A 15211-nucleotide genomic window follows, 5' to 3' on the forward strand; every position below is an offset into this window, starting at 1 on the left:
ATTTAAAACACTATTTATTAAGCAATAAAATAAAAATGATGTATAGCTGACGTAATGATTTTATTTCCAGATGTAATTAAAGCGTATGCAACAATAGCGCCTTATGAATGATAAAAATATAAATTTACCCTATTCATTTTAACAAATTAAACAATTAAACTAATAATTATTATGAAATTAAAATTATTCACAAAAAAATTAAGATTTGTATTCTTGTTTTTTTTATTCTTCAGTTCTTTAGCAGTAATGGCACAGAACAAAAAAACGGTGTCGGGTACGGTTCTATCATCTGAAGATAATTTTGCATTGCCAGGGGCATCCATTATTGAAAAAGGGACAAGCAATGGGACCTCGACAGACTTCGATGGAAATTTTTCATTGAGCGTATCTGAAAACACCACCACATTAATAATCTCTTATGTAGGGTATGTTACTCAAGAAGTAGCCGTAACTACAAGTCCTTTGCGCATTATCATGCAACCGGAAAGCGCTAAGTTGGATGAAATAGTGGTTGTAGGGTATGGTACCCAAAAAAAGAGCGTTGTAACCGGTGCCATATCCAGTGTGAAGGCCAAGGATATTGAGAACATACCCAATGGGCGCATTGAACAGGCTTTGCAGGGTAGGGTTTCGGGCTTAACCATTGCAGCCAATGCGGGACAACCAGGTTCGGCTTCTACTATTAGAATACGTGGTATAACTACGTTTACCGAAGCAGGAAACGACCCGCTTTGGGTAGTTGACGGTGTGATTGTAGATAATGGCGGTATTGGTTATGTGAACCAATCGGACATCGAATCTATTGAGGTTTTAAAAGATGCTGCTTCACTGGCTATTTATGGTGCTAGAGCCGCGGGCGGTGTGATATTGGTTACTACCAAAAAAGGAAAGCAAGGAAAAATAAGCGTTAATTATAATGGTTTTGCCGGTGTATCGAGTCCGGCCAGAAAACTAAAATTGCTAAACGCTACGCAATATGCCGTGTTAATGAACGAGCAGTCTGTAAACGGTGGCGGCGGAATTTTATATGCCAACCCCACTTCCTTGGGAAAAGGAACCGATTGGCAAGATGCCATTTTTTCAAATAGTGCACAACGGTATTCCCATGAACTGAGTTTAAGCGGTGGCAACGATGTTTCTAATTTTTATGCATCGGTAGGTATCATAGATCAGGAAGGTATTGTAACGCCCGAAATTTCTGGTTTTAACAAAAAAAGCATGCGTTTAAACTCAACCCATAAAATTTCAAAGTTTATTACTTTTAGTCAAACGCTAGGGTATTCGCACCAAAAAACATTGGATATTGGTAACACAAATGCCGAACAAGGCGGGCCATTAAGTTCTGCATTGCATTTAGACCCCATAACACCGTTGGTAGAAACCGATCCTGTTAAGGCAAGCGGCATCCCTTATGTAGGTAATGATGTTATGACCGATGCGAACGGAAACCCTTACGGGATTTCAACATTGGTGCAAAACAACATGACCAACCCTTTGGCCTATATTAAAACCAGATTGGGCAATTACAATTGGGCTGATGATTTTGTTGGAAATGCAAGTATTGAAATTACGCCCATTGAAGGATTGAAAATACGATCTACCTTAGGCGGTAAATTGGCGTATTGGGGATTTGAAGGGTTTACACCTAAGTATTTTATGAACGGTGATAATATTAATGATGAAAATACGATCACACGAAGTACAAATAAAAATTTTGGTTGGAATGTTGAAAACACTATTTCTTACACCAAACAAATTAATGATCACAATATAAGTTTATTAGTAGGCCAAGGAGCTTATGTTGATAACGATGCCAGCGGTTCAACGGTAACCTATAGAGGGATTCCAACCGCCGATTATAAGTTGGCTTCATTTGGTTACGATGTTGCAGAAAGCAATAAATTTGGCTCTGCATATACAAGCGATCTGCACAAGCTAACGTCTTTGTTTTCAAGATTGAATTACAACTACAAAGAAAAATATTTAGTTACAGGTGTTATTAGGCGCGATGGTTCATCAAGATTTGGATCAAATAACAAATTTGGTGTTTTCCCTTCTTTTTCGGCAGGTTGGGTGCTTACCCAAGAAGATTTCTGGAAAACGAATTCCTTAGTAAACACCATAAAAATAAGAGGTGGCTATGGTGTTACGGGAAATGATGCCATTGGCGATTTTGGTTATTTGGCGCTTGTTTCTGGAGGAAGAAATTATCCTTTGGGTACCGATGGCACCATTCAAATAGGAACCAGTCCCGATGCACCTTCAAATCCAGATTTAAAATGGGAAGAGACCATACAAACAAATATAGGTGTAGATGCCAAATTTTTTAATACTTTAAATGTTACGGCCGAGGTTTACAAGAAAAAAACCACAGGAATTTTACAAAATGTTGAAATACCAGGTTTTTTAGGCGCAGCAAATTCCCCGCTTGGTAACATAGCCGATATGGAAAACCGGGGCATTGAATTGGAACTAGGGTACAATGAAAGTTTTGGAACGCTTAATGTGAGGGTAAATGGTAACATTTCCTATTTAGAAAACGAGGTTACTTATTTAGGTCAAGGAAAAACCTATATAACTGGTGGCGTAGGGTTCCAATCTATGGGAACATTAACCAGAACCGAAGTTGGAATGGCCAGAAATACTTTTTATGGTTATAAAACAGCAGGTATTTTCCAAAATCAGGCAGAAATAAATGCTTATACCAACAGCACAGGAATTATCATTCAGCCAAACGCAAAACCGGGCGATTTTAGATGGGTTGATACCGATGGTAATGGCACCATTAATGATCTTGATAAACAATATCTGGGAAGCCCTATTCCAAAATATACCTTCGGATTTAACTTGAATTTGGATTATGGGGGGTTTGATTTAAACATGGCATTCCAAGGCGTTGCTGGAAACAAAATTTTCCAAGGCTTAAGACGAATCGATTTAGGAGCAAATCCAAATTACCAAACAAAAGCTTTGGGGCGTTGGACGGGTGAAGGCACTTCAAACAGTTATCCGCGCTTAACCACGGCAGATACCAATTTGAATTTTACAAGATTTTCAGATTTTTATTTAGAAGATGGCGATTATTTACGCCTTAAAGTCATCCAATTTGGTTACACCCTACCGCAAGAAGTTGTTGGCAAAATAGGGGCTCAAAAATTAAGACTTTATGTAACGGGCGAAAATTTATTGACCTTTACTAAATATTCAGGCTTCGACCCAGAAATTGGTGGTAGTACTTTTGGTATTGATAGAGGTTATTATCCACAAGCCCAATCTTTTATGTTGGGAGCTAATATTCAATTTTAATAATTTACAGATTATGATAACAAAAAATATCAAGTATATATTTATTGCCGTAGCAATATTATTTACATCAATATCGTGTACCGAAGATTTTTTAGAAGTAACACCAAAAGGTACAGATTTGGAAGAAACTTATTATAAAAATGCCGATGAAGCCTATTCTGCGCTTATAGCAGCTTATGATATTATGAGCTTCAACTCATCTAGTTGGGATAATATGATTTCCTTTATGAATGCAGGTTCCGACGATAATTACGGTGCTTCCGCCCCTGGCGATGCCATTTCTCTTTTTTCATTTAATAAATTAACGCCTACCAATATGCCACAAGGTTTTTGGAGTAACCATTACCAAGGCATTTTTAGGGCTAATACCTTATTGGAAAAACTACCAAATGTTCCAATGGATGAAAATTTAAAATTGAGATTCGCTGCCGAATGTAAAGCGATGCGCGCTTATTATCATTTTAATTTGGTACGCATGTTTGGAAACATTCCATTAATGACGCGTACCATTACCGCTATTGACGCACAAACTTATCCGCAATCGAAACCAGAAGACGTATATGCCCAAATAGAGCAAGATCTATTGGATGCCATGGCAGCCTTACCAGAATCTGTTAATATAGCTACCGAAGGCGGCCGTTGGACAAAAGGCGCAGCACAAGCCATGTTGGGCAAAGTGTATCTTTATAATAATAAAAAAGCCGAAGCCGCAGTACAATTGGCCGAAGTAAACGGTATTCCTGGAGGTACTAGCAAATATGGTTACAAATTGTTAAGTAATTTTAAAGATTTGTGGGTACATACCAATAAATTCAATTCGGAATCTATTCTTGAAGATGTGCATACCGATACAGGGAGAGCCGATTGGGGCGGAATTGGTTTTGGAACGGAAGGAAACGTATTAAACATTATGGTAGGAATAAGGGATTATACCAGAACAGCGGGTTCTACAGCCCCCGATTATTTCCCAGGTTGGGGCGTAAATACCGTAACCCAAAACCTTTATGATGTGATGAAGGGCGATCCACGTTTTGATGCGACCATTATAGACGTTAAAGCTTTGATAGCTGACGGACAGGTAGTAGGTTACTCATCGGTTAACGAAGCATCCACCAACACAGGCTATTTTATGGCAAAATTTGTGCCTCTAAAATCCGATGCTTCTACACTAGGTGGCGACCAAACGCTAAACTTTTACCAAGACACTTACATCATTAGGTTGGCCGATACCTATTTATTGGAAGCTGAAGCCTTAGGTGGCACAGGTGCCAGGGCACAAGCACTCTTGGATGCCGTTAGAGCACGTGCTGGTTTAGCATCAACACCAGTGTCTTTAGATGCTATTGCCTTAGAAAGAAGAAAAGAATTGGCATGCGAAGGCCATCGTTGGTTCGATCTTGTAAGAACGGGTAAAGCTGCTACGGCCTTAGCCTCCAGAGGCTTTGTTTCGGGCAAAAATGAACTGTTGCCAATTCCTGTTAAAGAATTGGAAAACACGATACTTGTACAAAATCCGGGTTATAATTAATAAAAAATATACAAAATGAAAAAAATAAAATTAACAAGTGCTATAATAGTTTCTGTTATTGCGATGCGTTTGTTTACTTCGTGCCAGCCTAACGACATTAGTACTGGAAATGGAATTGTAGGAACAGATTTAGATGCTAGTTTTACAATTACTCCTGTTGAAAACTTAACAAATAGATACCTACTGGAAGCTCAAACAAAAGCCGATGTCATATCCGATTGGTGGGATATTGGTGATGGATCGGGTGTGTATCAAGGTTATACAAAAGAACAGATTTTTTTACCAGATGCAGGCACTTATACCATTAGCCATTTTACGGTTAGTAAAGCAGGTCATAAAACAGTTTCTTCTAAAGAGTTGGTTGTTGAAACATCCGATCCATTAGCTGGTAATCTTGTAAAAGGTGGTAAGTTTTTAAACAGCGAAGATAGTGCGCAATGGACCAACCTACAACTTAGCGCAGATGCCGACTGGGTGTTTACGGAAGGCGCTGCAACAATCCATTCCAATGGTGGATGGGCGCAAGAGGGCATATATCAGGCCATAGATGTTATAGCCAACAAAACATATTCACTTGATATGTTGATTAAGTCCACAGGCACCTTTGCCGATACTTGGTTTGAAGTCTATGTAGGCAAAACGGTGCCTGTTATGGGTAAAGATTATAGTGATAACAGAGTTATGGGCTTAAGCACATGGGACGGATGTGGAACAGCGCCGTTTTCAGGAAAATTATCGGTAGTTGGCTGCATAAAAAATTCAAAAACAAACACCATAAACAATACGGTTACATTTGAAAACTCTGGAACTGTTTATTTAGTTATAAGATGTGGCGGTAACACCTTCGATCCAGTGGGCATTACCATAAGTAACGTAGAAATGAGAGGAACGAATTAAAATAAATATGAGCAAATAATTTAATTATAGTCTATACTCACTTTGAGTATGGGCTATAATTAAAATTAAGTTGTAAGTAGCTCGATAATAGCTACAAAATAAAATTCGTTTCGAAAATATGGTTGACTTTAATAAATTTAAAATAATGAAATCCTTAATAATTATCGCCTTTATTATATCTCTTGCTAATTGTAGTAAATCATCCAACGAAGAAAAAGATGATACCATTATCATCCCGCCTTCAACAGAGAATGAGGTAGATTTTTGGCTTACAAAAGGAGATCAATCCGTCAAAATACAAAGACAAAATGGCATTCTAAGTTTTAACAGCACCTACAATGGTTATGCAAATATTGAAGTTGATGATGCGCAAACCTACCAAACCGTTGAAGGATTTGGTTTCACGCTTACCGGCGGAAGTGCGCAAGTAATCAATTCACTTAGTACCGCAAAAAAACAAGAGCTGTTGCAAATTCTTTTTGGATCCAACAGTAATGCCATTTCCATAAGTTATTTAAGAATTAGCATGGGTGCATCCGATTTGGATAATGCCCCGTTTTCCTATAACGATTTGCCCAATGGCGAAACAGATGTAAACTTGACCAAATTCAGTTTAGCACCTGATAAAGCCCATTTAATCCCGCTTTTAAAAGAAATTTTAAACATAAACCCAAACATCAAGATTTTAGGTAGCCCTTGGTCGCCACCCGTTTGGATGAAGGATAACAACAGTACCATAGGTGGCAGTTTGCAACCAAAATATTATTCGGTTTACGCAAATTATTTTGTAAAATATATTCAACAAATGAAAGCCGAAGGCATAACAATAGATGCCATAACACCCCAAAACGAACCGTTGCACCCAGGTAACAACCCCAGTTTATTAATGACGGCCTTACAGCAAGCAGACTTTATAAAAAACCATCTAGGGCCTGCCTTCCAAACGACCAATTTAAGCACCAAAATTATAATTTACGACCACAATTGCGATAAACCAGAATATCCAATTTCCATTTTAAATGATGCCGATGCAAAACCATTTATTTCTGGTTCGGCATTCCATTTATACAATGGCAGTATCACCGCATTATCAACCGTACACAATGCCCACCCCGATAAAGATGTGTATTTTACAGAACAATACACACCCATTGATGGCAATTTTGGCGACGACCTAAAATGGCACGTAAAAAATGTTGTTATAGGTTCTATGCGAAACTGGAGCAAAACGGCCCTGGAATGGAATTTAGCCAATGATGCCTCTTTTGGTCCGCATACCGATGGCGGCTGTACAACATGCAAAGGTGCACTTACCATAAACAATAACGGAACTTACACGTTTAATGTTTCTTATTATATTATTGGTCATGCCTCAAAATTCGTACCTACTGCTGCTACAAGAATAGCTAGCAATACAATTGGAAATCTAAACAACGTCGCTTTTAAAACGCCCAAAGGAAAAAAAGTATTGATAGTAGTAAATGATGGTAGCACCACAGAAATTTTCAATATAAAATACAACGGCAAATGGGTTACCACTTCATTGGATGCAGGTTCTGTAGGCACATACATTTGGTAAACAAAACAAAAAAAACAAAAAAACAAAAAATGAAGAAATTACTGGCTCTATTACTCATTACCGCATGTTTTGCATGCGAGCAAAAAAAGCAAGAAACAACAAAGGAACGCATAAAAGAAACGTTTAGTTTAAACGGTAAAAAAGCAAGTATTTATACAACAAAACATGGAGTGGATTCTAAATTATCCTTAAATAACGAAACTGTTAATTTTGAAGATTTTAAGCAACCCTTAGAAACCGAAGCGGCCATAAATGTAGATGCAAGTAAGCAGTTTCAAACCTTCTTGGGTATTGGGGCCGCTTTAACCGATGCTTCGGCTGAAACGTTTTACAAACTTCCAAAAGAAAAACAAGATCTATTTATGGAAGCTTATTTTAATGTTGAAAAAGGTATCGGGTATTCTTTAGGTAGAACAACTATTCATAGCTGCGATTTTTCTAGCGGAAGTTATACCTATATTGAAGAAGGTGATGCCGAATTAAAAACCTTCAGTATCGAGCATGATGCCACCTTCCGTATTCCATTCACAAAAAAGGCCATTGAAGCTGCTGGAGGCACATTAACCATGTATGCAAGTCCGTGGAGCCCACCTGCATTTATGAAAACCAATAATAACATGTTGGAAGGCGGAAAACTAAAACCGGAGTTTTACCAACCATGGGCAAATTACTATGCAAAATTTATAAAAGCATATCAAAAAGAGGGCATTCCTATTTGGGGGCTAACCATACAAAATGAACCTATGGCCTTACAACGCTGGGAATCGTGTATTTATACTGCGGAAGAGGAACGTGACTTTCTTAAAAACTATTTAGGGCCAACTTTGGAAAAAGAAGGCTTGGGCGATAAAAAAATTATTATTTGGGACCATAATAGAGATTTACTTTTCCAACGGGCCGATGTTATTTTAAACGATCCGGAAGCCTCAAAATATGTTTGGGGAACAGGCTTCCATTGGTATGAAGATTGGAAAGATGGTACGCCTATGTTTGATGCCGTAAAACGTGTGCAAGAAGCTTTTCCGGATAAAAATTTGATTTTTACCGAAGGCTGCAACGAGAAATACGATGTAACACGTATAGAAAATGAAGACCCCAAACTGGCAGAACGTTATGGAAAATCGATGATTAACGATTTTAATAATGGCACCGTAGCCTGGACCGATTGGAACATCCTTTTAGATGAAACCGGAGGGCCAAACCATGTGGGCAATTTTTGTTTTTCACCCGTTCATGGCAATACTCAAACGGGCGAACTAACCTTTACCAATGCCTATTATTATATTGGTCATTTTTCAAAATTTATCCGTCCGCAAGCTAAAAGAGTCAGTAGTGCCTCAAGCTCGAACAATTTATTAACCACCGCTTTTCAAAATACAGATGGAAGCCTTGTTATAATTGTTATGAATGTAAGCGATACCGAAGTGGCTTATAGCTTAAATATGCAATCAAAAACCGCTAAGTTGCATACGTGGCCCCATTCCATACAAACCATTGTTTTAAAATAGTACCTCATATAAAAATTGAAATTTAATTTAGTTTGTTTAGTTGGATGGATGCTGCTGTTTTCTTCAAAAAGTAGGAAAGCAGCGGTATCTTCATTTTAAATTTCTATTAAAGCAACACATCTTCATTAAAATTTAATAATAGCCTTTTTATAAAATGAAATTATTTCCTGTTTTTATACTGCTCATTGTAAGTAGTATAGCAAATTCGCAAGTAACCGTGGCCAAAATTTTTGGTGATAATATGGTGCTACAGCGCCATACCAATATACCTGTGTGGGGGTTTGCAAAGCCAAATGAATTAATTGAAGTACAATTCAACCAGCAAAAATTACAAACTAAAACCGATGTGAAAGGCCAATGGATGGTTAAATTAAAACCTGAAACTGCTGGTGGTCCTTTTGAATTGGTTGTAAAGGGCGAAAACACAGTAGTTGTAAAAAATATTTTAGTTGGAGAAGTTTGGCTGTGCAGCGGGCAATCGAATATGGAATTAATGGTTGGCCAATCAGACCATGCGAAAACGGAAATAGAAAACGCTTCAAACTATCCCAATATTAGGCATATAAAAATTCCGAAGGAAATAAATTCAGCACCCAATCAGGATATTAGTAGTGGCAACTGGGAGGTATGTAGTGCTTCAACCGCTGGAAATTTTACAGGTGTTGGTTACTTTTTCGCAAAAGAGTTATACGATAATTTACAAATTCCCATCGGACTTATTAATGCTTCTTGGGGCGGTTCTGTTATTGAAACCTGGATAAGTCGTGAAGGTTTTGAGAACAGCGACGATTTTAAACATTTAATTGCTACCATGCCAAAAACCAGTTTAGATTCTTTATCGAACTTAAAAAAAGCAACAGCGCAACAGCGTATAGAAACCATGCAAAACGCAAAGTTTTCAACGGCGAATGTTGAATCGTACAAAGATTTGGATCTGGATGATAGTAAGTGGCATAGCATGAATGCACCAGAAGCATGGGAAACACAGGAATTGGGGGAATTTGATGGTGTGGTGTGGTTAAGAAAACATGTTACGCTATTGGAAGAAGCTATAAATACCGATATTCTTTTAGAAATTCCAGCTATAGATGATGAAGATATTACTTATGTAAATGGCGTAAAAGTAGGAGAAACAGTAGGTTGGGACCTTAAAAGAAACTACAATATAAAAGCAGGAACGCTAAAGGTTGGCGATAATGTCATTGCCATTAGGGTTGTAGATAATGGTGGAGGTGGAGGCATTTATGGGGATGCGTCAAAACTTAAACTACATATAGGTAAAAAGTCAATGCCGTTAGGTGGCAACTGGAAATACCAAGTAGAATCTGTATTTGATGGCATTAATTTTAACGATTATCCATCGCTATGTTACAACGCTATGATACATCCCTTAATTCCGTATGCATTTCAAGGCGTAATTTGGTACCAAGGCGAATCAAACATTGGTAGGGCATATCAATACAGAAAAGCGTTCCCGTTATTGATTAACGATTGGCGCAAAAAATGGAATCGAGGTACATTCCCATTCTACTATGTGCAATTGGCAACTTTTAATTCGGAAGGCGATAGTAATACTGGATGTTCTTGGGCAGAACTTCGAGAAGCCCAAACTTGGGCCTTAAAACTGCCAAATACAGGCATGGTTGTAACAACCGATGTTGGCAATCCAAACGATATTCACCCAACAAACAAACAAACTGTTGGGCAACGTTTATCGGCAATCGCTTTAAACAATGTGTATAAAAAGCCAATGGTGTGCAGCGGCCCTACCTATAAATCAATGGAAATAACAAAAAATAAAAGTATGATTTATTTTGAAGATTTAGGTAGTGGCTTGGTTTCTGCCAATAAAAACAGTACGATTAACGGCTTTGAAATTGCTGGGGCAGATCAGGTTTTTTATCAGGCAAAGGCCTCTATTAAAGAGGATAAAGTTTTGGTTTTTAGTAAAAAAGTAAAGAAACCTGTGGCTGTTCGTTACAATTGGTTGGGTAATGCTTCCAAAGGTAATTTATTTAACAAAGAAGGTTTTCCGGCTGCACCATTTAGAACCGACGACTGGAAAACCATGACTAAAGGAGTGGAATATAAATTTTAGAAATAAACTATTATTCCCCCTAAATATATTTACTTTTTTTAAATGGAATACTCATTACTTTTTCACTATGCATTTCATTAAAAAAACCCAAGAACCCATCTCCCAAAAATATAAACTATTCCGTATTTAACCGTTCAAAACCATTTCTTCATAAGGAACCACCATTTCAAATCCTTTGCTCTTAAAATAAGTGCCAGGGTTTTCCCTACATGTAGCCAAAACAAAATCGCCTCCCCAAGCCCCCAAACTTTTTATGCTTCCACTGAAATCGTTAAACAAACGTTTCTTAACCGGTTCTTGTTTGATGATTTTTGAAATGATGGACTCGTGCTGTGTTAACAAATCCTCAAAGGTTTCCAATGAAACACAATCGATCATCTGGTTGGTAATGGCGTTAATTTCAGAAATTATTGCAGCCGTATTTATCTTTTTAGCTTTATAATTTGCAATGCCTTCGCGACTATTTTGCTTTTTGTTCAAATAAACAAAGTAAAGTTGTTCTTTGAATTTTGGATTGAAACCCACTTTTTTTATGGTACGTTCACCTTTGTCGGCAGATTTTAATTGATAGGTTATGGCATGGTTATGTTGTGCACAGGCAATATCGTACCCACTACCACCGAAGGTTTTTTCCAACAATTTAAACGCATCGACGCTTGCCCAATGCGCCACATTGTTTATTAAGGTAGAAGAGGTGCCCAATCCCCAATTTTTAGGAAATGTGAGGTGTGTTGTAATTTTAAGTCCCGTTTCAGAATTTAAAAAACTCGGATTTAGTGTTTTGGCTACATTCAAAATTTGAACGATCCTTTTTGAAACATCATTGTTGGAACTTGAAAAACCCGAAGCAACAGCATCAAAAGAAAACGCATCTTCAAACCAAATAGCTCCCTTTTCATCAAAACTTTCCCAAATAATTTTAGCTTCGTTAATAGGCTGCACTTCTAACGATTGCCCAAATTTTGTAGGAACGGCAAGCGACAGCGCCCCATCAAGCACCACATATTCACCTGTTATTAAAAGTTTGCCGTTGCTGTAAAAAGGATTGTTCAAAGTTAGAAGTTAGAAGTTAGAAGTTAGAAGTTAGAAGTTAGAAGTTAGAAGTTAGAAGTTAGAAGTAAATTTATGAACTTCCATGGTTAGTGTTGACCGTTTTAATTAATTTTCATTATTCATTTTTCATTCTTAATTCTTAATTGATGAATGGCTTCAACTACCGCACTATGGGTTACCACCTGTGTTTTAAAGTATTCTACTAGCGTTGTTTTTTCGGCTTCGGTGGCTTCAAACTGGTTTAAAATATTCATTAAGTGCATTTTCATGTGTCCCTGCTGGATGCCTGTTGTGGTAAGCGACCGCAAAGCGGCAAAATTTTGTGCTAAACCGGCAACAGCTACAATTTGCATGAGCTCTTTGGCGGTGGGGTTGTGCAATAGTTCTAACGACAACTTTACCAACGGATGCAAACCCGTTAAGCCGCCAATAGTGCCCAATGCCAACGGAATTTCCATCCAAAAAGTAAAGATGCCATGTTCTATTTTGGCATGCGACAGGCTACTGTAACGGCCATTTCTGGAAGCATAAGCATGCACGCCCGCCTCTACGGCCCTAAAATCGTTTCCGGTTGCCAAAACAACGGCGTCGATACCGTTCATAATACCTTTGTTATGGGTTACGGCGCGAAACGGTTCTACTTCGGCAATGTTTACCGCTTGTATAAATTTTGATGCAAATTCTTCTGCTGAAATGGTTTTATCATCAGTCAAATCTTCCACTTTGCAACTTACCTCTGCCCGTACCAAACAATCGGGCACATAGTTTGATAGGATGCTCATCACTATTTGAATATCAGATTCTTCAGCCGTAAATGCATCAAAATTTAAGGCTTCATCTTTAAAGGTTTTTGCAAACTGTTCCAAACAGGAGTTTATAAAATTAGCGCCCATGGCATCCTGTGTTTCAAATTGGGCATGCAGTTGGTAGTAGCCGGTTATATCTTGGGTTTTATCGCGCAATTCAACATCCACTATGCCACCACCGCGTTTTTCCATGTTTTTGGTAATGGGTTTTGCGGCTTCAATAAGTTGCGATTTAATGTGCTTAAAATAGTTTTTTAGGGTTTCGGGGTTTCCTTGGTACATAAAATGGACCTGACCAATTTTTGTGGTGGAAATAACGTGGGCTTTAAAACCACCTCTGTCCATCCAAAATTTTGCCGATTTACTGGCAGCCGCAACCACCGAACTCTCTTCAATGGCCATGGGTATGGTGTATAGTTTTCCGTTTATCAAAAAATTGGGAGCGACCCCTAAAGGCAGGTAATAATTGGTAATGGTGTTCTCAACAAATTCATCATGAAGCTGTTGCAATTTGTCGTTGCTGTTCCAATATTGTTTTAAAATGCGTTTGGCATCTTCGGTATTGGAAAAATAGGTATCGACAATCCAATCAATTTTTTTTGATTTCGATAATTTTGAAAAGCCAGAAATGGAAGCGCTCATTAAATTCAGTTTTAAAGGCAAAGATACCATATCTCATTTTTATATTGCAATGGCGATATTTAATTGTTATAATTGGGTGTTTTTTGAAGAATTTTTAGTAAACTTGAAAACTTTTAGTAAAACCGCAAGAATTAATTGAAATATGCGCTATTACAACAACGGCTCCATGTTAGTTTCCTTTAATTTTTAAAGCGTTAAATGACGATAAGTTTATGGCAGATAGCACGATAAAACCACATCAAGACGAATTTCTGGGGCATCCAAAAGCACTTTTTATATTATTTTTTACTGAAATGTGGGAACGGTTTTCATTCTATGGAATGAAGGCCCTGCTCATTTTTTATCTTACCAAATACCATTTATTCTCCGATGATTCCGGCAATTTACTTATAGGAAGCTATGCAGCCCTGGTATATGCGGTTCCGGTGATTGGTGGTTTTATAGCCGATAAATACTTGGGATTTAGAAAAGCAATCATTTTTGGGGGCATTATGCTGGTGTTGGGTCATTTGGGTATGGCCTACGAAGGAAATGCCGCCACCCAATCCATCACAGGGGAAATTACCCGCGACCATACAGCATTGCAAATTTTTTATTTTTCATTATCCTTAATTATTTTAGGAGTGGGCTTCTTGAAGGCCAACATTTCGTCGTTAGTGGGCGAATTATATGAAATTGGCGATAAACGCAGGGATTCTGGCTTTACCCTCTTCTACATGGGCATCAACTTGGGTTCGTTTTTGGCAACCATTATTTGCGTTTGGTTGGGCGAAACCTATGGTTGGAGTTACGGCTTTGGTGCTGCTGGCGTAGGAATGTTTTTTGGGTTGCTTACCTTCATTTCTGGCAAACGGTTTTTAATGGGGAAAGGAGAATCTAACAATCCTACATTTTTGGAACGCACCTCCTTCGGACTAAAAAACGAATGGCTTATTTACCTAGGAAGCATCTTGTCAACGCTTATTTTTTGGCAAATGGTTCAAAATCATGAAGTCGTTTCCATGGCGTTACAAGTAGCAGGAGGCATTTCGTTTCTTTATATCGTGTATTATGCGATCGTACATTTGGATGGAAAAGCACGCGAACAATTAATTGCATTAACCATCTTAATCATATTTACCATTGTGTTTTGGGCTTTATTTGAACAGGCATATACCTCGATGAACCTTTTTGCAGATAGAATTTTAGATAGGCATATTTTTGGTATTGAAATTTCCGCAGGTCAATTTTTAAGTTTCAATGCCTTGTTTATCATTTTATTGGCTCCCATTTTTGCATGGTTGTGGGTAAAATTAGGAAAATACAACCCTAATACGGCTGTTAAATTTGCAATGGCATTAATGTTGGTAGGCCTTGGTTTTGGAGCCTTGGTTTTAGGAATAAACGTATCCGGATTGGGTAAAGTAGCTGCTTTGTGGTTGGTTTTGGCCTATTTTTTACACACCTGTGGCGAATTAAGCTTATCGCCCGTAGGTCTTTCGGCCGTTACCAAACTTTCGCCTGCAAAAATTGTTGGCTTTATGATGGGGGTTTGGTTTTTGGCAACGGCAAGTTCAGAATTCATTGCATCCGTATTGGCCAATATTGCTTCCGTAGATACCTCAAATGGGGTGGCTGCCGATTTAAACGTGGCCAAACAAAGCTACTTAACGCTGTTTGAATATCTTTTTTATACGGGAATTGCCTTCGGGGTTATCCTTTTGGCACTTTCACCTGTAATCAAAAAATTGATGCACGGTGTTGATAAAGAATTAAATAAATAATGATAAAACAAAAATTAATTTCACTTCCAAA

At 38.0% G+C, this 15211-nt stretch carries 9 protein-coding genes; 7 read left to right on the forward strand and 2 right to left on the reverse strand.

What is annotated here, in order from left to right; translation table 11 throughout:
- The first annotated feature begins 246 nt into the window (after window positions 1-246).
- The 6 genes from GQO80_RS05340 (at window position 247) to GQO80_RS05365 (ending at window position 10916) form a co-directional block, all read left to right on the forward strand.
- Entirely contained in the window at window positions 247-3306 is a 3060-nt protein-coding gene (locus tag GQO80_RS05340; RefSeq protein ID WP_232333116.1) for a SusC/RagA family TonB-linked outer membrane protein, read from the forward strand.
- A gap of 13 nt (window positions 3307-3319) precedes the next feature.
- Complete coding sequence (locus tag GQO80_RS05345) at window positions 3320-4834, forward strand: RagB/SusD family nutrient uptake outer membrane protein (RefSeq protein ID WP_157207314.1); 1515 nt, start codon at window positions 3320-3322, stop codon at window positions 4832-4834.
- A 15-nt stretch (window positions 4835-4849) separates the two neighbouring features.
- Window positions 4850-5731, forward strand: a complete 882-nt coding sequence (locus tag GQO80_RS05350) for a hypothetical protein (RefSeq protein ID WP_157207315.1) — start codon at window positions 4850-4852, stop codon at window positions 5729-5731.
- 145 nt (window positions 5732-5876) lie between these two features.
- Window positions 5877-7310 (forward strand): glycoside hydrolase family 30 protein, encoded by a 1434-nt coding sequence (locus GQO80_RS05355; protein WP_157207316.1) that lies wholly within the window; start codon window positions 5877-5879, stop codon window positions 7308-7310.
- Between the two features lie 29 nt (window positions 7311-7339).
- On the forward strand, window positions 7340-8818 hold the full coding sequence (locus GQO80_RS05360; protein ID WP_157207317.1) for a glycoside hydrolase family 30 protein: 1479 nt from the start codon (window positions 7340-7342) through the stop codon (window positions 8816-8818).
- 154 nt (window positions 8819-8972) lie between these two features.
- Window positions 8973-10916 carry a sialate O-acetylesterase gene (locus GQO80_RS05365; protein ID WP_157207318.1) on the forward strand — a complete coding sequence of 648 codons (1944 nt, stop codon included), beginning with the start codon at window positions 8973-8975 and terminating at the stop codon, window positions 10914-10916.
- A gap of 126 nt (window positions 10917-11042) precedes the next feature.
- Here GQO80_RS05365 and GQO80_RS05370 read toward each other — a convergent pair whose 3' ends face one another.
- Together GQO80_RS05370 and GQO80_RS05375 are read right to left on the reverse strand one after the other, a co-directional pair.
- On the reverse strand, window positions 11043-11969 hold the full coding sequence (locus tag GQO80_RS05370; protein ID WP_157207319.1) for a GYDIA family GHMP kinase: 927 nt from the start codon (window positions 11967-11969) through the stop codon (window positions 11043-11045).
- 119 nt (window positions 11970-12088) lie between these two features.
- Window positions 12089-13417: a hydroxymethylglutaryl-CoA reductase, degradative gene (locus GQO80_RS05375; RefSeq protein ID WP_157207320.1), complete on the reverse strand. Its 1329-nt coding sequence runs from the start codon at window positions 13415-13417 to the stop codon at window positions 12089-12091.
- 212 nt (window positions 13418-13629) lie between these two features.
- Here GQO80_RS05375 and GQO80_RS05380 point away from each other — a divergent pair, with 212 nt between their 5' ends.
- Window positions 13630-15180 (forward strand): peptide MFS transporter, encoded by a 1551-nt coding sequence (locus GQO80_RS05380; RefSeq protein ID WP_157207321.1) that lies wholly within the window; start codon window positions 13630-13632, stop codon window positions 15178-15180.
- The last annotated feature ends 31 nt before the right edge of the window (window positions 15181-15211 follow it).

It is taken from the genome of Mariniflexile maritimum, from assembly GCF_009746565.1.
In the GTDB taxonomy this organism is placed as follows: domain Bacteria; phylum Bacteroidota; class Bacteroidia; order Flavobacteriales; family Flavobacteriaceae; genus Mariniflexile; species Mariniflexile maritimum.